The organism is Acinetobacter higginsii, assembly GCF_000369525.1.
GTDB classification, from domain to species: domain Bacteria; phylum Pseudomonadota; class Gammaproteobacteria; order Pseudomonadales; family Moraxellaceae; genus Acinetobacter; species Acinetobacter higginsii.
Genome location: NZ_KB850071.1, coordinates 133491 through 151180, shown reverse-complemented (window position 1 = coordinate 151180; position 17690 = coordinate 133491). Strand labels below are relative to the sequence as shown.

14 protein-coding genes are annotated in these 17690 nt (G+C 42.0%); 9 read left to right on the top strand and 5 right to left on the bottom strand.

All coding sequences use genetic code 11. The features are described from left to right. Positions 1–29 precede the first annotated feature (29 nt). Complete coding sequence (locus tag F902_RS03905; RefSeq protein ID WP_004804056.1) at positions 30–1853, bottom strand: acyl-CoA dehydrogenase C-terminal domain-containing protein; 1824 nt, start codon at positions 1851–1853, stop codon at positions 30–32. A gap of 239 nt (positions 1854–2092) precedes the next feature. On the opposite strand from F902_RS03905, the gene F902_RS03900 reads away from it, so the two are divergent. Continuing rightward, a complete protein-coding gene (locus tag F902_RS03900; RefSeq protein WP_005201248.1) occupies positions 2093–4417 on the top strand; it encodes a hypothetical protein in 2325 nt (774 codons plus the stop codon). Positions 4418–4476: 59 nt separating this feature from the next. Here F902_RS03900 and aroE read toward each other — a convergent pair whose 3' ends face one another. Together aroE and pdxR are read right to left on the bottom strand one after the other, a co-directional pair. Beyond that, positions 4477–5265 carry a shikimate dehydrogenase gene (gene aroE / locus F902_RS03895; protein ID WP_005201246.1) on the bottom strand — a complete coding sequence of 263 codons (789 nt, stop codon included), beginning with the start codon at positions 5263–5265 and terminating at the stop codon, positions 4477–4479. Between the two features lie 60 nt (positions 5266–5325). After that, on the bottom strand, positions 5326–6807 hold the full coding sequence (gene pdxR, locus F902_RS03890; protein ID WP_005201245.1) for a MocR-like pyridoxine biosynthesis transcription factor PdxR: 1482 nt from the start codon (positions 6805–6807) through the stop codon (positions 5326–5328). A 114-nt stretch (positions 6808–6921) separates the two neighbouring features. Between pdxR and F902_RS03885 the strand changes: the two genes are divergently transcribed. Beyond that, complete coding sequence (locus tag F902_RS03885) at positions 6922–7377, top strand: GNAT family N-acetyltransferase (protein ID WP_005201244.1); 456 nt, start codon at positions 6922–6924, stop codon at positions 7375–7377. A gap of 41 nt (positions 7378–7418) precedes the next feature. Here the strand turns inward: F902_RS03885 and hemF are convergent, their stop codons facing one another. Further along, entirely contained in the window at positions 7419–8360 is a 942-nt protein-coding gene (gene hemF, locus F902_RS03880; protein WP_005201243.1) for an oxygen-dependent coproporphyrinogen oxidase, read from the bottom strand. A gap of 131 nt (positions 8361–8491) precedes the next feature. Continuing rightward, positions 8492–9094, bottom strand: coding sequence for a GTP cyclohydrolase II (gene ribA, locus F902_RS03875; protein ID WP_004804065.1), 603 nt, complete (start codon positions 9092–9094; stop codon positions 8492–8494). A gap of 306 nt (positions 9095–9400) precedes the next feature. Here ribA and dxs point away from each other — a divergent pair, with 306 nt between their 5' ends. From dxs to mlaD, 7 genes are all read left to right on the top strand, one after another. Next, complete coding sequence (gene dxs / locus F902_RS03870; RefSeq protein ID WP_005201242.1) at positions 9401–11296, top strand: 1-deoxy-D-xylulose-5-phosphate synthase; 1896 nt, start codon at positions 9401–9403, stop codon at positions 11294–11296. 133 nt (positions 11297–11429) lie between these two features. Further along, positions 11430–12260, top strand: coding sequence for an inositol monophosphatase family protein (locus tag F902_RS03865; RefSeq protein ID WP_005201241.1), 831 nt, complete (start codon positions 11430–11432; stop codon positions 12258–12260). A gap of 66 nt (positions 12261–12326) precedes the next feature. Further along, a complete protein-coding gene (locus F902_RS03860) occupies positions 12327–12662 on the top strand; it encodes a hypothetical protein (RefSeq protein ID WP_005201240.1) in 336 nt (111 codons plus the stop codon). Between the two features lie 376 nt (positions 12663–13038). Beyond that, a complete protein-coding gene (locus tag F902_RS03855; protein ID WP_005201239.1) occupies positions 13039–14997 on the top strand; it encodes a DEAD/DEAH box helicase in 1959 nt (652 codons plus the stop codon). Between the two features lie 419 nt (positions 14998–15416). Beyond that, positions 15417–16235: an ABC transporter ATP-binding protein gene (locus F902_RS03850; protein WP_004804074.1), complete on the top strand. Its 819-nt coding sequence runs from the start codon at positions 15417–15419 to the stop codon at positions 16233–16235. Beyond that, positions 16232–17011, top strand: a complete 780-nt coding sequence (gene mlaE, locus F902_RS03845; protein ID WP_005201238.1) for a lipid asymmetry maintenance ABC transporter permease subunit MlaE — start codon at positions 16232–16234, stop codon at positions 17009–17011. The genes F902_RS03850 and mlaE overlap by 4 nt, the downstream gene beginning before the upstream one ends. Further along, positions 17011–17688, top strand: coding sequence for an outer membrane lipid asymmetry maintenance protein MlaD (gene mlaD / locus F902_RS03840; RefSeq protein WP_004804077.1), 678 nt, complete (start codon positions 17011–17013; stop codon positions 17686–17688). The genes mlaE and mlaD overlap by 1 nt, the downstream gene beginning before the upstream one ends. Positions 17689–17690 lie beyond the last annotated feature (2 nt).

Below are 17690 nucleotides of genomic sequence, written 5' to 3'. Positions count from 1 at the left end.
TTTAGCGCTCTTTTTTATTGCAGTTCCGATTAGTAGTCGAAGCTGAAGTGTTCAGGTGCAAGTGAAGTCAAAGTGCGAGAGGTTGATACCATAGATTCTGCATGACCTTGTGCACGTGGCAATAGACGGTCGAAGTAGAAATCTGCAACTTTGATTTTTGCTTTATAGAATTCAGGTGTTTCGATTCCGTCACCCGCTTCTAATTTCTCAGAAGCAACCACTGCTTGTTGCGCCCAGAAATAAGCCATCATCACATAGCCAGAGAACATCAAGAAATCAACCGACGCTGAAGAAACGATGTCACGGTCTTTACGTGCAGCAAGCATGATACGGACAGTTAGGGTATTCCATTGTGCGCAAAGCTTAGTTAAGTCCCAAGCAAAACGACGAAGGTACTTGTTACGTGCATGTGCAGCACAGAACTTCAAGATTTCAGCAGTATAGTCACGAACGACTTTACCTTTTGAGCTTAAAAGTACTTTACGGCCAATCAAGTCAAGTGCTTGAATACCTGTGGTACCTTCGTACAAGGTTGAGATACGCGCATCACGTGCGATTTGTTCCATACCCCATTCACGGATATAGCCATGACCGCCGTATACTTGCATACCGTGGTTTGCAGCTTCTAAGCCAAGTTCAGTTAAGAAGCCTTTAAGAATCGGTGTATAGAAACCAAGTTTGTCATCATAAGCTTCATACGCTGCTTGATCGCCACTTACCAATGCATCTGTCATTTTGTCTGCAAGTTTTGCAGCATGATAGATCATTGAACGACCGCCTTCAGCAATTGCTTTTTGCGTTAACAACATACGACGAACGTCAGCGTGGTGAATAATCGCATCACCGACACGCTCAGGTTCTTTTTTACCAGAAAGGGCACGCATAGACATACGATCTTTCGCATAAGGTAAAGCACCTTGGAAAGAAAGTTCAGCATGCGCAATACCTTGAACTGCTGTACCGATACGCGCAGTGTTCATAAAGGTAAACATTGCATGTAAACCCTTGTTGATTTCACCGATCAGATAACCTGTTGCATTGTCAAAGTTAAGCACTGCAGTTGCAGAAGCTTTGATCCCCATCTTGTGTTCGATTGAACCACAAGAAACAGTATTACGTTCACCTACACCACCATCCGCAGTTGGAATGAATTTAGGTACGATGAATAAAGAGATACCACGAGTACCTGCTGGTGCATCTGGAAGACGCGCAAGTACGATGTGAATAATGTTATCTGTTAAATCGTGCTCACCTGCAGAGATGAAGATTTTAGTACCAGAAATTTTGTATGTACCATCAGCAGCAGGTTCTGCTTTAGTTTTAACTTGACCTAAGTCTGTACCACATTGCGGTTCAGTTAAGCACATCGTGCCTGACCAAGTCCCTTCAACCAGTTTAGGCATATAGGTATTTTTTTGTTCATCTGTACCAAACTGCATGATCGTGTTCATACAGCCTGTACTTAAACCTGGATACATGGTGAATGACCAGTTTGCCGTCCCCATCATTTCAGATTTGATCAGGTTTAAAGACATTGGTAAGCCTTGACCACCAAACTCTTCTGGATAAGAAAGACCTTGCCAACCACCCATGACGAATTGGTCATAAGCTTCTTTAAAACCTTTTGGTGTTGTCACTTCGCCGTTGTTAAAGGTACAACCTTCTTCATCACCTGATTGATTGAGCGGAGAAAGTACGTTTTCGCAATAATCTGCTGCACCTTCAAGAATCATATCAACCGTTTCAGCATCCGCATTTTGACCACTTGTCAAAGTTTGGTAATGTGCTGGATAATCTAACATTTCGTTCATTAAGAAACGAATGTCACGGAGCGGGGCTTTATAAGCTGGCATAATCTTAATCCTGTATTTGAATCATTTTGGATTATCTGTTTCGATACTTTGATTATTCACAATGGTGATAAAAATACATTGATAACCACTAGGGAAAAGAATGTCAGAAAAGCGAATTTCCTAAAAGGGAGATTTGTAAAAAAATCACTTTTCTATTGGTCTAAAAACTAATTTTAAACGTGAAAAGTACTCAATTTTATACTTGAAAATATAATGATATAAAGGTGTTTGGTAAAGCTATGCGTATAAAATATTTAACTTTATGCTTAATGGGTCTAAGTCTTTCTGCATGTTCACAACATGTCATTAAAACCAATACAGCTTCGACCAATCTGGAACAGAAGGCAATCAATAGTATTAATGCGATGTATGAATATCCAAGCTATGATTACCGTGGCAAATTTAATATTCATGTTGAACCACAGCAAAATAACACAAATACCAAAGCAGACAATGCACCTTTAGATGCAGCGCTCAAGCAAAAGGTTGATCAATATTTACGAGATCAAAAGGTCAATTTAAACAGTAAACAGAAACAGGCGTTGTATGTTGCGCTTGCACAAGAACAAAAAAGCTATGGTCAGACCAAGGTGGATAAGTTTACCCAAATCGCGGCCAATGTTCTGAATGACATGCAGTTTGAATATGATGGTTCAGTGCATTATCGTCAGAAAATGGGTTCGTTTAATTTAACCGCCCGTTATGAAAAACCAACTTTATTGGTTCAAGCTAAAGTGCCGATGGTATTAGATTTAAATAACTATAAGTTTTATATCAATTACTTTGCTTTGATGCCGTATTTGGTCAATAAAGATAGTCAAAATAATCTGGCGTATTTAGATTTTTCCAAGTATCAGGACATGTTCAAGCAAGTCGATTACAAGAAATTTGCTGAATATGTGAAAGCTTCTGGCGCCGTCTATTATCGTCTAGCCGATCAAAATAACCTTCAAGCCTTACCGGTTTCTTCTGCTGATCAAGCTGCCGGTGTGGTCGAGAAGATTCGGTTAAAAAGCTCGATTGAAGAGCTGATTTTACAAGCCAATTTGTATAGCAAAGTCAATGAGAAATACTTCATGCAAAGTGTTCTCAATATTAAAGAAGAGAATCTTGAGAAACTGATTGCCAATGAAGTTGATGCTGCAAGTTCATCTAAATCACGAAAAACTGCTTCATTGTTGGATAAAAAAGATTCGGCTGATGATGCCAGTGTGGTTAGCCAAGAACTGTACCGGTTGGTGAATAAACATTTTGGCGTTGAAGATGCCGAAGAAGATTATGCTGATGAGAGCGTAGATGCGGCAGAAGATGTAACACAAGCAGCGCAGAAGGCCTATGCCGAGGCTGCTGCGGATAGTACGATCGATGCCACAGTCGCTGAAGACGAGCAGGCAGTTTTAACCGAGGAGCAATGTACAGCCCTGCAAAATACGCCAAAAACCACATATGGCGATGCGCAGTATTGCCAAAGTATGTATGACATTGATGTCTTTGGTGAGCAGAAAGCAGAATCTGGTTTCTTGAGTTATATCACTAAATTACAAGCGGTCGAAAAACAGTTTGCTGCATATGATCAAAATCAATTTATTGATGATCAGGCATTTAAGGCACTTTGGATCAAGCACCAAGCGGATATTGCAAAAGCTTTGCCACTAGTTGAAAAACGCAATCCATTTGTTATGGATGTCGGCTTGGATGCCCAAGGTCGTGCGGTTAAACTCGATTATGATTTGAACTATGGCTTATCTGAATTGAAGTCACGTTTTAGTGTCAAAGCCGATATGTTGATTTCAAATTATGGCAAAGCCACCCCAATTGATCAGGCACAATTGAAACGCGCGAAGAGTTGGTCAGAAGCAAGCAAAGGCTCGATGTTGGAACAAGCAGTGAATAGCTTCTCTGAGAAATTAGGTCAAGCAGGGGTTCAAGAACGTTCAGCAGAACCATATACCATGACTTTGGAAGATCAACTCAAAGTCATTGCGGAACAACGCTATGATGCTACGCATGCCTATGATCAAACCTATAAAGCGGTATTTATTGCCAAACTAACGGAAAGCACACCACAGGTTGTACAGCGTTACTCGAGTCAAGAGCTGCAAGAAATTGCCACGGTATATGCATACTGGTATGCCAATGAAGAGGTTTATAATCCAAAAGGGAAAGCCCTGCAAAGCATTGAAGCTTTACAGAAGAAACATCATCTTGAAAATGAAGATCAGTTTGATGACAAATTGGGGCAAGCAGTGAATCGTATTGTACTTGATGCGATGCGTGGCGATACAGATCGCCAAGCGTGGAAAAAGCTACAAGCGCAGTATAAGCAGCCACAGCAATTATTTGCCAAGCAATATCAAATCCAGTTCGAACAAGAGAATGGCGCTTCAAGTGAGGAAAAAATCTTACTTGGACAAACCGCAAATATCTTAGGGCAAGTGTTTGTGGATGCCCGTAAGAATAAATTGTCTGAAAAATCAATTCAGTCTTTAAAAATCGAGCATAACGAATTTATTGATTATGAGATTTTCAAAGAGGTGTATCAGAAGATGCTGACAGTTAAATAATTTCTTTATCCCAATAAAAAACCTGCAAAGTGCAGGTTTTTTATTTTGTGCTTTGAAGATTATAAAAAGTCTTTTAGTTCTGGTTTTACTCCGTTCCAGATCGAAAATGCTTCTATCGCTTGACCGACCAACATACCGAAACCATCAGTAGACGGGATCTGGCGTTGTTTGGCCTGATCTAGAAAGCTAGATGGTTTGCCATAAGCCATTTCATAAGCGTGATGGAACACTAAGCTTTCAGGCAATTGTAGGACATCACCTGTTAAGCTTGCAGATGTCGCATTAATCACAACATCAAACTCACCAGCGAGTTGGTCTAAGCCTGTTGCTTTAAGTTCTGCGTGTGGCACAGCATCTTTTAAATCGTCAACGAGTTGCTCAGCACGGGCGAGGGTACGATTAGCGATCACAATCTGTTTTGCACCTGCCTGTACCAAAGGGTAGATGACACCGCGGGTTGCACCGCCAGCCCCTAAAATTAAAATACGACTCTCTTTTAGTTCCCAGCCCAATGCCTGAATTGCTGCAACTAAGCCCTGACCATCGGTATTATCGCCATACAGTTTGCCGTCCTGCATCCACAACGTATTAACGGCTTTGGCGATCTTGGCACGTTCAGTCAATTGGTCGCAAAGAGCAAAGGCTTGTTCTTTAAAGGGTACGGTGACATTCATTCCCACGCCTTTTTTTGCAAAGAAATCTCTAGTTGTATTTTCAAAGCCATCTAAGGGTGCAAGGATTTTTTTATAGTGTAGATCGACCCCAGTTTTTGCTGCGAATGCATGGTGAAGTTCAGGTGAGCGAGATTGTTCAATCGGATTTCCAATTACAGCAAATTGTTTGGTCATTGTGCGACGATTAACTGAAGAAAATAGCTGAAGTGTATAAAGTTATTGATCTGATCGCAATCAGATCATGGATACTTTGATGGCTTCAGCCAGCTTTTGGATATTGCGCCAAATTTCATCAGGTTGATGCGCTGCATAACCAAATAAGACTGCGCTTTGGGAATTGTCGGTTTGGCAATATCGAGAAAGGGGTTGAACCGCCAAATCAACCTTTAAGCAGTAAGCAATAAATTCTTGTTCCGTCCAATTTGGATTTAACCAACAGAGTAAATGTATTCCTGAATCTGTCACTTGAATTGTTAAAATATCTGCAAGATAGGTCTGGATCGCGTGAATCAAGACCTGTTGACGTTCATAACATGCTTTACGAATTTTGCGAACATGCCGTGCGTAATGGCCTTCTTGGATAAAAAGGCTTAAAGCAACTTGTTCTAAATAAGAACATTGGCTGTCGATTTGCTTCTTTGCAAGACTAAATAGTTCGATTAATGCCTCTGGTATCACCATAAAGCCTAAGCGAAACTCGGGGAACATCATTTTGGAAAATGTTCCTGAGTAAATCACACGTTGCTGATGATCTAATCCTTGTAGGGCTTGAATAGCACGAGAGCCGTAACGAAACTCACTATTATAGTCATCTTCAAAAATCCATTTTTGCTGTTGCGCAGCCCACTCCAACAGCATTAAACGGCGCTTTAAACTTAATGTACCGCCTAATGGAAAATGGTGTGAGGGTGTTGTATAAATCAATTTACTTTGTGCATGATTTTGAATGATGTCTGGAATATTCATCCCTTCATCATCACTTAAAATAGGTTGTGTTTTTGCCCCAAAACTCTGAAAAACTGCTAAAGCTGCATCATAACCAGGTTCATCCATGCAGACCTGATCCTGCTTCTGCAATAAGGCGAAAGCGGTTAAATGGATCGCTTGTTGGGTGCCGTTCACAATCAAAATTTGTTGTGTTGTGCAATTCAAGCCGCGTGTTGAACGAACATAGTTGCAAATTGCCTGTCGTAGAGCCAAGTAACCACGAGGGTCATGCGTTTGCCCCAATTGATGGTATGACTGCCGCCAAGCTCGGCCTAGGAGTTTCCCCCAAAGTCGGTGTGGGAAAAGATCAACACATCCGACTCCTACATGAAACACTCTTTTTTCTTGTGATGCTTGTTGTAATTGCCAAGTTTTAAGATGTTGCACAAGGTTTGGATTAACATCCAAATACTGAGTCGTCACAAGGTGATCAATTGGTGTTTGGGTTTGCGCATGAATCAATTGGTCGGGGATGACTGCACTGACATAGGTTCCAGAACTCGGTTTGGTGATGAGATAACCTTCATCTAATAAGCGCTCTAATGCTGCTAAAACGGAATTACGAGAGATGGACATCATTTCTGCTAAAGCACGACTTGAAGGAAGCTTTGCTCCAGCATGCAGCCTGCCATCTAGAATGGCCGTATGTAAGGCCGTATATAAGGCGTCTTTAATGTTGCCTTGTGCTAAGACGAGATGGGGAAAATGAGCAACAGATGAACTTTTCATTTCGAGTAAACTGGTACTGTCAAATAGATCAAAACTGTATCTTATAAACCATCCACAATCAAAACTACACTACGAACTCTCATTTCCAAGACTATAAAATTTGAGGAAAACTTCATGCAGCATCGAGACATCCAAGTGATTCCTGTGCAACAAGATGACTATCAACAGTGGATACCCTTTTGGCTGGCCTATAAGAATTTTTACAAGGTGGAACTATCTAGTGCCGTCACACAAACCACATGGCAACGTTTTTTTGACCAAACTGAGCCTGTCTATTGTGCAGTTGCAAAACAAGGAGATCAGCTTTTAGGTTTTGTACATTACGTTATTCATCGTTCAACTTGGGCGAAAAATAACTATTGTTATTTAGAAGATTTATTTGTTTCACCAGCACAAAGGGGGCAGTTGATCGGAAAGCAATTAATCGAATATGTGCAGCAACAAGCGAGGGAACATCAGTGTGATCGCTTATACTGGCATACACAGGAAACGAATCATACGGCACAGAAACTCTATGACTGGATTGCAGAAAGGCCAGGGATTATTGAGTATCGGATGCATTTAGATTAAGAAAAAAGCCAAAGCAGATGGTTGCTTTGGCTTTTAGATAGTTAGGCATTCAAACCTAACCAATCTCTAGGTTTTAGATAATAATCAGTGAGACGTTTCTCTGCTGAGTCCTCATCCCACTCAGGGCGATACGACCAACCTGCAAGATTCGGCAAACTCACCAAGATTGATTCAATACGACCACCAGTTTGTAGGCCAAACAGAGTACCGCGGTCATAGACCAAGTTATATTCGACATAACGACCACGACGATACAGTTGGAACTCACGCTGTGCTTCAGTATATGGTTGTTCACGGTGCTTTTCAAAAATCGGCAAGATCGCGGCTAAATAACCGTTGCCTACAGCTTGGATATATTTAAAGCAGGTTTCAAAATCCCATTGATTTAAATCATCAAAGAATAAACCACCGACACCACGTTGTTCATCACGATGCTTTAGGTAGAAATAATCATCACACCATTGTTTGTGTTCAGCATAGACATTTTCGCCAAAAGGCTGACATAAGTCATACGCAGTTTGATGCCAGTTTTGAACATCTTGATCATCTGGATAAAATGGGGTTAAGTCGAAACCACCACCAAACCACCACACTGGATCTTGACCTTCAGGCTCAGCCACAAATAGGCGAACATTGGCATGAGAGGTTGGAATATTTGGGTTTTTCGGGTGAATCACTAAGGATACGCCCAGTGCCTGTGCTTTCGCCCCAGCAATTTGTGGATGCCGTTCAGTTGCAGAAGCGGGGAGTTTACTAATATTGATGTGGGAGAACATGACCCCACCTTTTTCAATCACTTCACCATTTTGCAAAACACGAGAGCGGCCACCGCCACCTTCGGTTCGTTGCCAATCATCAATGATAAATTCCGCGGTACCACCGCCTGCACGTTCCTGTTGCTCTAGTCCTGCACAAATCCGTGCCTGTAGATCGAGTAAAAATTCGCGAACACGTTGAATATCAACTGAAGTTGGATGCTGCATGATGATCCTCTGAAAGTGATCTAGGGATTGCTTATATCAAAACATAAAACCCATAAAAAAAGTAAGGGTTTTTTATTTTTTACAATAAAAACCCTTTAACTGATTTATTTTTAAACGTTTTGAAAAATGAATTAAAAGTCATCTTTTTTATAGAGATGATCCATACGCTCACGTTTGGTTTTTAAATATTGTTCATTGAAAGGATTGCGACCTACCGTTAATGGAACACGCTCAACCACATTGATGCCGAGATCAGTCAAGGCTTTTAATTTAAGCGGGTTATTGGTCAGTAGTTTCACTTCTTTAATCTGAAGGTGATCCAACATAATGCTGCACATATCATATCGACGCGCATCAGCAGGCAAGTTCAATAACAGGTTCGCATCAACCGTATCATGTCCTTGATCTTGCAAGGCATAAGCACGAATCTTATTGGTTAAACCGATACCACGGCCTTCTTGACGGAGATAAAGAATCACGCCTTGACCAGCTTCATTGATCAAGCTTTGTGTGGCTTGTAGTTGCGGTCCACAATCACACTTGAGTGAAGCGAAAGCATCGCCTGTTAAGCATTCTGAATGGATGCGCACGAGTACAGGCTGATCTGGAGCCGTTTCTAAACCTTTAGATAGCGCCACATGTTCTTCGCCAGTTGCAGGGTCTTGAAACACGGAAATATTGAAGTCACCAAAAGCGGTGGGAAGCTTTGATGTTGCAATAAATTCAATTGGCACAGAGAGCTCACTATGATAATAAAAACAGTTCGAGTATAGCCTAATGTTTGAAGATTGCGTGAACTGGAATTTCTGATTTTTCACATAACTTTTTCTTTTTCATACAAAGCACACAATAATGGTTGATAAACAGTGACATAATTCAGGATAATCTAAGGGTCATTCTTTAAAATTTGCATGAGAATGTTCAGCACTACATCATTCGCACGTGTGGCTGATTGAAGGTAGATCGTATTTAATTGTATGATTGCCCCCATTTAAAACCCAGCTTCGGACTTGCCAGGCTTAAAAAGGCTTTGCCACATTATGTTGTATACCGAAATTCCAACTCAACGCCCTGTTACGCCATTGTTAGATGGAATTGATCATCCGCAACAATTACGTCAGCTCGAGCAAAGCCAACTTGTACAAGTTGCAGATGAGTTACGTCAATATATTTTGTATGCAGCAGGGCAAAGTGGCGGTCACTTTGGTGCAAATTTAGGTGTAGTCGAACTGACTGTTGCGCTGCATTATTGTTTTAACACACCTAATGACCGTTTAGTGTGGGATGTGGGTCATCAAGCTTATCCTCATAAAGTGCTGACAGGTCGTCGTGATCGAATTACCACGATTCGTAGTAAAGATGGTTTAGCTGCATTTCCAGCGCGTGATGAATCTGAGTTCGATACCTTTGGTGTTGGACATTCATCTACTGCGATTTCTGCTGGTTTAGGTATGGCCTTGGCGCGTCGTTATCAGAACGATCCATGCGACGTTGTGGCAATTGTGGGCGATGGTGCAATGACAGCGGGCATGGCTTTTGAAGCCATGAATGATGCGGTTGCGCATGATGCAGACTTGATCGTCGTCTTAAATGACAATGATATGTCGATTTCGTGCAGTACCGGTGGTTTTGCAAAACATTTGGCTGCGATTTGGGAAACAGGCCAACTGGTCAATGTAAATGAACAAGGCGAAGCCTATGTTCAACCGCACCCGAAGTGGACATATAACTCTCGTTTACACCAATCTGCGACAGATGCAGCCGATAATTTATTTAAAGCAATTGGTTTTGATTATTTTGGGCCATTTGATGGTCATGATGTGGATCAGTTGGCGCAAGTTTTCCATGCGCTTAAAAAGCGTAAAGGTCCACGTCTGGTTCATATTTATACGAAAAAAGGGAAAGGATTCGCACCAGCGGAAGCCGATCCGATTACCTATCATGCCATTACCAAGATTGCACCAGCAGCAACTACACCTGCAAAAAAATCACCTCCAAAATATTCAGATGTATTTGGGCAATGGTTATGTGATGAAGCAGCGCAAGATGATCGTTTACTCGCAATTACCCCAGCGATGTGTGAAGGCTCTGGCATGGTTCAATTTGCGCAGCAATATCCTGAGCGTTTCTTTGATGTTGCCATTGCAGAACAGCATGCAGTGACTTTAGCTGCAGGTATGGCATGTGAAGGTCTTAAACCCGTTGTTGCGATTTATTCAACCTTCTTGCAACGTGGTTATGATCAATTGATTCATGATGTTGCATTACAAAATCTGGACGTCACCTTTGGCATTGATCGTGCTGGTTTAGTGGGTGAAGATGGCCCAACCCATGCCGGTGCTTATGATTACGCCTATATGCGTACCGTACCTAACATTGTGATCATGGCGCCGAAAGACGAAAACGAATGCCGCCAAATGCTGCATACCGCTTATCTCTACAAAGGGCCAACTGCAGTACGCTATCCACGTGGGGTGGGTACGGGTGTTGAGATTCAACAGCAGATGACAGCGATGGAAATTGGTAAAGCTGAAATCGTTGCTGAATTTAATGTGGATGCTGAACAGCAGATCAGTATTCTTGCTTTTGGTAGTCGTGTTGCAGCAGCGGTAGAAGCCGCTCAGCAGTTTGCAAACAAACACTCGATGGGTGTGCGTGTGGTGAATATGCGCTTTGTGAAGCCTTTAGATGAGCAAATACTTCGTGATTTGGCTCCACGGACCCAACTCTTTGTAACAGTAGAAGAACATGCCGTGATGGCTGGTGCGGGGAGTGCTGTGAATGAGTTCTTAGCACATGCGAAGATTCTTAAGCCAATTTTGAATATTGGTTTGCCAGATAGCTTCTTACATCAGGCAACGCATCAGCAAATGTTGCAAGATTGTGGTTTAGACAGTCAGGGAATTTTAACTTCAATTGAGCAGGCTTGGTTTTAATCTATAAACTCATGTAAAAGCGAAAATAATTTTTCGCAACATTTTTCCCCTAAAAGCGCTTATATTTGCTAGAATATACGCGCTTTTATGCATTATTCTTTGTCAAAATCTTCAAATTTGTAGTGGGTGTTCAATGGAACCTATGGTGGTTATGGCTGCGCGTGCGGCTCAAACAGTTGGTCAAGAGCTTTTAAAGGCACATCAAAATCGTCATAAACTCGATTTGCAAGTTGAAGAAAAAGGCATCGATGGTCCAGTAACGCGTGTCGATCGTTACTTGGAACAACTTACAATTGATACCCTCCGTAAAAGCTATAAAAACCACAGCTTCCTTGGCGAAGAGTTTGGTATGCAAGAAGGTAAAGGTCATGATGCAGATTGGTGCTGGGTGATTGATCCTTTAGATGGCACACAAAACTTTATTAATGGTTTCCCACATTTCTGTATTTCTATTGCTGTACAACATAAAGGTGTTACTCAACACGGCGTGATTTATGATCCTGTGCGTGATGAATTATTCTCTGCAAGCCGCGGTCGTGGTGCAGTGATGAACCAACGCCGTATCCGTGTCAATGTAAAAGAAAGCTTAGAAAACACTTTCCTTGCTGTTGGTCATCCATACCGTGCAAAACGTAATGGCGAAATCGTTTCTTATGCAGAACAGCATTTTGCTTCATTATTGGCAGTGACTAAATCTGGTGCGCAAATCCGTCGTGGTGGTTCAGCTGCACTTGATTTGGCTTATGTTGCTGCAGGCCGTTTTGATGGTTTCTTTGAGCTTGGCTTAAAACCATGGGATATCGCTGCAGGTGAGTTGATTGTGAAAGAAGCGGGCGGCGTTATTGTTGATGCTCGTGGTGGCAATGATTCATTGGATAATGGTCAAGTGATTGCTTGTTCACTCAAGATGTTAAAACCATTGATGCAAACCGTAGTTCCTGCTTGGGGCGATGCTGCAAAATAATTTGCCGAATTCTAAAAAAGCCCTCAATGTTTGAGGGCTTTTTATTTTCAGCTTAGTGGGGCAGTTATGAAGATTATTTATGAGGACGAGCGATTTTATATAGAGACACATCATGAAATACAGATAGATAATATTGAAGAGCAAAATATTGATTTTTGGTTATTAACTGTTAATGGTAAGACATTTTCTGGAAGTGCTTTTACGCTAGCAAATATTCAATATTTAATGATTAAAGATAATAGAGCTGGTGAGTCTGCTTTCGGTCCCTATTTTTGGAGTGCTGATATGCTGGTTCTTAAAGAAATGACTATAGAGTGTTTAGTAAGCACGATTGAAAATATATTAAATGATGAATCTTTAGATATAGGAAGAATTTTTACTCAAGTACCTAATTATTCTTAATCTTTTGTTTTTACTATGGCTTGGATACAAATATAAAGTGTGATGAAATTGAAAAAACCTATTAAAAAGGGTGACTTTTAAAATTATTCTGCTATAATCCGCCCACGCACTTAAATTCCAGTTCATTACCTGAACATTCAGTTCTATTCATCATTAGCGCACGCTGTCCGTAGAGAGGACCACATCTTGCGCCCAAATCGCTTAGCGATTCTTCAGGTTGAAGCAGTAATCAAGCGTGCGTTAAGTCCACATCGTCGTTATTCGGATCGCCGCTGAACTTCATCTATTTTTCAGCTTGAGTCGCTTTGCCGCTTGTTGCCGATGTCTATTTTTTAGCATTTATTAAAATGGAGCACCCATTAGGGTGAAACTCTCTATGAGCAAAACTTTTGCCGAATTTTCTTTACACGAAACCTTACAACAAGCGCTTGAAGGTTTAGGTTTTACTACACCAACTCCTGTGCAAGAACAAGCGATTCCCGCTGCATTAGAAGGGAAAGATTTATTAGTTTCGAGCCAAACTGGTTCAGGTAAAACTGCCGCATTTTTATTACCTACGTTAAATGCGTTAGCGGGTGAAGAAGCATTTGTTTCTTTTAAAGACCGTATGAAAGCAGTCACTCAGCCTACAATTTTAGTTATTTCTCCTACACGTGAATTGGCTCAACAAGTGAGCCAAGACGCAATTGCATTTGTACGTCACATGAAAGGTGTTCGTATTGCTGCAATTATGGGTGGTATGCCTTTTGGTAAGCAAATTCAACAGCTTAAAGGTGCACAAGTTGTTGTTGCGACTCCAGGTCGTTTACTTGATCTTGTAAACCGTCGTCAAATTAAACTTGATAAAGTTGAATCATTAATTGTTGATGAAGCAGACCGTATGCTTGATCTAGGTTTCTCTGAAGATCTAGAAGCAATTGGTGAATTAGCAGCAAACCGTAAACAAACATTAATGTTCTCTGCAACATTTGCGGATCGTATTATCCGTCTTGCTGAACGCATGATGAATGATCCACAACGTATTGCAATTGAAACTGGTCACAGTACCAATACTGATGTAACGCAAACATTGCATTGGACTGATGGTTTCGAACACAAGAAAAAATTACTTACGCATTGGTTATCTGACGAATCAGTAGATCAAGCTGTTGTATTCGCAAGCACGCAAGAAGATACAGATATGCTTGCTGAAGAATTAGCTGAAGCTGGTCACTCAGTTGTTGCGTTGCACGGTGCAATGCCACAAACCGTTCGTAACCGTCGTTTACGTAGCATTCGTGAAGGTCGTGCAAAAATCTTAGTTGCGACTGACGTTGCAGCACGTGGTTTAGACGTACCAACAATTTCACACGTAATTAACTTCGGTTTACCGATGAAAAACGAAGACTATGTACACCGTATCGGTCGTACAGGTCGTGCGGGTCGTACAGGTCAAGCCGTTACTTTAGCGACTTACCGCGAGCGTGGTAAAATCCGTGCGTTAGAAGATTACTTAGATGCACGTTTAAATGTATCTGAAATTGAAGGTCTTGAGCCATCTCCACCTCCTGCGCGTTCAGGTCGTGATGGTGGTGGTCGTGGCCGTGATGGCGGTGGTCGTGGTCGTGGCGGCCGTGATGGCGGTCGTGGCGGTTTCGGCGGTGGTCGTCGTTTTGAAGGCGAAAGCAATTTCAAACGCCGTGAAGGTGGTGATGACCGTCCACGTCGTAGCTTCGATGACAAGCCTCGTGGCGAACGTCCATCATTTGGTGGTGAAGATCGTCCACGTCGCGAATTCAATTCAGATCGTCCACGCCGTGAAGGTGGTTTCGAAGACCGTCCACGTCGCGAATTTAATTCAGATCGTCCACGCCGTGAAGGTGGTTTTGAAGACCGTCCACGTCGCGAGTTCAACTCTGATCGTCCACGTCGTGAAGGTGGTTTCGAAGACCGTCCAAAGCGTAGTTTTGGTGGTGAAGACCGTCCACGTCGCGAGTTCAACTCTGACCGCCCACGTCGTGAAGGTGGTTTCAATGATAAACCGCGTTTTGATTCGAATGATGACAACCGTGGCAACCGCGTAGATTACAAACCACGTCGTGAAGGTAGCTTCGGCGACCGTCCAAAACGTGATTTTGGTGATCGTCCTGCTCAACGTGAAGGTGGTTTTGGCGACCGTAAGCGTAGCTTCGGTGGTGATGACCGTCCAAAGCGTAGCTTCGGTGGTGAAGATCGTCCAAAACGCAGCTTCGGCGGTGAAGATCGTCCAAAACGTAAGTTTGGTGAAGATAGCCCAGCACGCGGTACACGTGAAGAAACTTTCGGTGGTGACCGTCGTCGCAAAAACGATTTTTAATCGTTAAAAACCGATGAAAACAAGAAGCCAGTTGAAAAACTGGCTTTTTTATTTTGTGTTAGTCATGTAAAATCTTAAAAATGTGTACTAATTCAAATTTTATATAAGAAATGAATAGGGTTAAGCAAAATAAAAGTCTTTTGAGTCAAATGTGGTCTTTCATGTGTAGTGAAGGACTGCCGTGTCTATTTGTCATTCTGATGCTTTGTAATGGCTTGTTCTTTGCCTATGCACTTTTTGATACCAGTCACTCTGATGCTTTTAATGTCAATTCTCAACATACCACCAGCCAAACTTATTCGAAGAATAACTACATAAATTAAATAATCTTCGTACCATCGGTTATCAAAATAAAAACAAGCGTTTAATGTTTCAGTGTATAGTATGCGTGCATAAAAAGTGCAGGAATGAATGCCATTATGAATAACAAATCTCCTCTCGATACCGAAGCCTTAATTGAAGTTAAAAACTTGAGCTTTAATCGAGGAGAACGCGTCATTTATGACGATATCAGTCTTAAAATTCGACGTGGTCAAATTACTGCAATTATGGGACCGTCTGGTACGGGTAAGACGACTTTATTACGTTTGATTGGTGGCCAATTGCTTCCTGATCATGGTGAAGTGCTGCTCGACGGTAAAGATATTGCGACAATGTCGCGTCAAGAATTATTCGCTGCACGTGCACGTATGGGAATGCTATTCCAGAGTGGTGCATTATTTACCGATATGTCGACCTATGAAAATGTCGCTTTTCCCATCCGCGCACATACCAAATTACCCGAACATATTATTGCAGAGTTAGTTGCGTTAAAACTTGAATCAGTGGGCTTGCGTGGAGCTGAGCAGTTGATGCCATCAGAGCTTTCCGGCGGGATGAACCGTCGTGTTGCTTTGGCACGTGCGATTGCGTTAGACCCTGAATTGATTATGTACGATGAGCCATTTGCAGGCCAAGATCCGATCGTGATGGGTGTTTTGACCCGCTTAATCCGCTCTTTGCGTGATGCTTTAGATTTAACCACGATTATCGTCTCGCATGATGTTGCAGAGACCTTATCGATTGCTGATTATATTTATGTGGTTGCTGAAGGCAAAATTCAGGGTGAAGGTTCACCTGAACAATTAAAAAATCATGCATCGCCATTTGTACGCCAGTTTTTAACAGGTTCGATTGAGGGACCTGTCGAATATCAATTTACTCACCAAGCATATTTAGATAACGAGGTTCGTCCATGAATGCGATTGCCTGGTTAGGTAGACTCGTTATTGAGCGGATAAAGGGGATTGGTGCTGCGGCACTGATGCTTTTGCAAGTTTTATTTTCCATGCCATCGAAAGGTGGATTTCAGCGCTTTATTTACCAAATGTATCGTGTCGGGGTGATGTCCCTGCTGATTATCGCTGTTTCTGGCTTGTTTATTGGTGCTGTTCTTGGTTTGCAGATGTATAGCATTCTGGTCACCTTTGGTAGTGAGGCAATGCTAGGTACTGCGATTTCATTGACACTATTGCGTGAATTGGCTTCCGTGGTTGCTGCATTGCTCTTCGCAGGTCGTGCCGGTTCAGCATTAACTGCTGAAATTGGTTCCATGAAACAAAGTGAACAACTTGCCAGCATGGAAATGATCGGAGTTGATCCGCTCAGACAAATCGTGTCGCCACGTTTATGGGCGGGAATTGTCAGTCTTCCGATGCTGACTGTGATCTTTGCAACCATTGGTATTATTGGTGGCAAGATGGTGGGTGTTGATTTCTTGGGTGCGGATGAAGGCTCATTCTGGGGCGGTATGCAAAGTAGCGTACAATTCTGGCATGACGTTTTTAACGGCACCATCATCAAAAGCATTGTATTTGCTTTAATTTGTACATGGGTAGCGGTATATCAAGGTTATGCTTGTGATCCGACGCCAGAAGGTATCGCGACTGCAATGACCAGAACGGTCGTATATTCTTCACTTTGTGTATTAGGTTTTGATTTCGTGTTGACTGCGGTCATGTTCGGAGGGATTTAATGAAATCACGTACTAGTGAGCTGGCCGTAGGTATTTTTGTCATTATCTTCGGTATCGCTCTATTTTTTCTTGCGATGAAAGTCAGTGGTTTAGTCGGTACTAATTTACGTGATAGCTACAGCATGACAGCGCAGTTTGATAACGTAAACGGTTTAAAAGCACGCGCGAAAGTCACCATGAGTGGCGTAACCATTGGCCGTGTTGAATCGATTACACTTGATCCAGTGACACGTTTGGCAACTGTAAAATTTGATCTAGATGGTAAGTTGACCAGTTTTAGCCCAGAGCAACTGAAAGAAGTGCAAAAGAATGCACTTGAAGAATTGCGCTATAGCGCTGATTATCAACAAGCTGATGCTGCGAAACAAAAAGAAATGGAACAGCAACTTATTGCTAACATGACCTCCATCACCAGTCTTGATGAAGATGCTTATATTATGGTTGCAACCAATGGTCTATTGGGTGAGAAATATTTGAAAGTTGTCCCAGGTGGTGGTGTGAACTACTTAAAACGTGGTGATGTAGTTTCAAATACCCAAGGTACAATGGATTTAGAAGATTTAATCAGTAAGTTTATTACTGGTGGTGCTGGTAAAGCCACATCGAGCTCAACAGCGACAGAAAGTCCAGCTTCAAAGCCAGCGGCGACTGAAGCAGAACCCTCTTTTGTTGAGTAATT

Bases quoted from the DNA above. Each gene is read 5' to 3' on its own strand.
- F902_RS03855 (WP_005201239.1), top strand. From the start codon at position 13,039: ATGAGCAAAACTTTTGCCGAATTTTCTTTACACGAAACCTTACAACAA.
- pdxR (WP_005201245.1), bottom strand. From the start codon at position 6,807: ATGAAAAGTTCATCTGTTGCTCATTTTCCCCATCTCGTCTTAGCACAA.
- mlaD (WP_004804077.1), top strand. From the start codon at position 17,011: ATGAAATCACGTACTAGTGAGCTGGCCGTAGGTATTTTTGTCATTATC.
- F902_RS03865 (WP_005201241.1), top strand. From the start codon at position 11,430: ATGGAACCTATGGTGGTTATGGCTGCGCGTGCGGCTCAAACAGTTGGT.
- mlaE (WP_005201238.1), top strand. From the start codon at position 16,232: ATGAATGCGATTGCCTGGTTAGGTAGACTCGTTATTGAGCGGATAAAG.
- F902_RS03900 (WP_005201248.1), top strand. From the start codon at position 2,093: ATGCGTATAAAATATTTAACTTTATGCTTAATGGGTCTAAGTCTTTCT.
- hemF (WP_005201243.1), bottom strand. From the start codon at position 8,360: ATGCAGCATCCAACTTCAGTTGATATTCAACGTGTTCGCGAATTTTTA.
- F902_RS03860 (WP_005201240.1), top strand. From the start codon at position 12,327: ATGAAGATTATTTATGAGGACGAGCGATTTTATATAGAGACACATCAT.
- F902_RS03850 (WP_004804074.1), top strand. From the start codon at position 15,417: ATGAATAACAAATCTCCTCTCGATACCGAAGCCTTAATTGAAGTTAAA.
- aroE (WP_005201246.1), bottom strand. From the start codon at position 5,265: ATGACCAAACAATTTGCTGTAATTGGAAATCCGATTGAACAATCTCGC.
- dxs (WP_005201242.1), top strand. From the start codon at position 9,401: ATGTTGTATACCGAAATTCCAACTCAACGCCCTGTTACGCCATTGTTA.
- F902_RS03885 (WP_005201244.1), top strand. From the start codon at position 6,922: ATGCAGCATCGAGACATCCAAGTGATTCCTGTGCAACAAGATGACTAT.
- F902_RS03905 (WP_004804056.1), bottom strand. From the start codon at position 1,853: ATGCCAGCTTATAAAGCCCCGCTCCGTGACATTCGTTTCTTAATGAAC.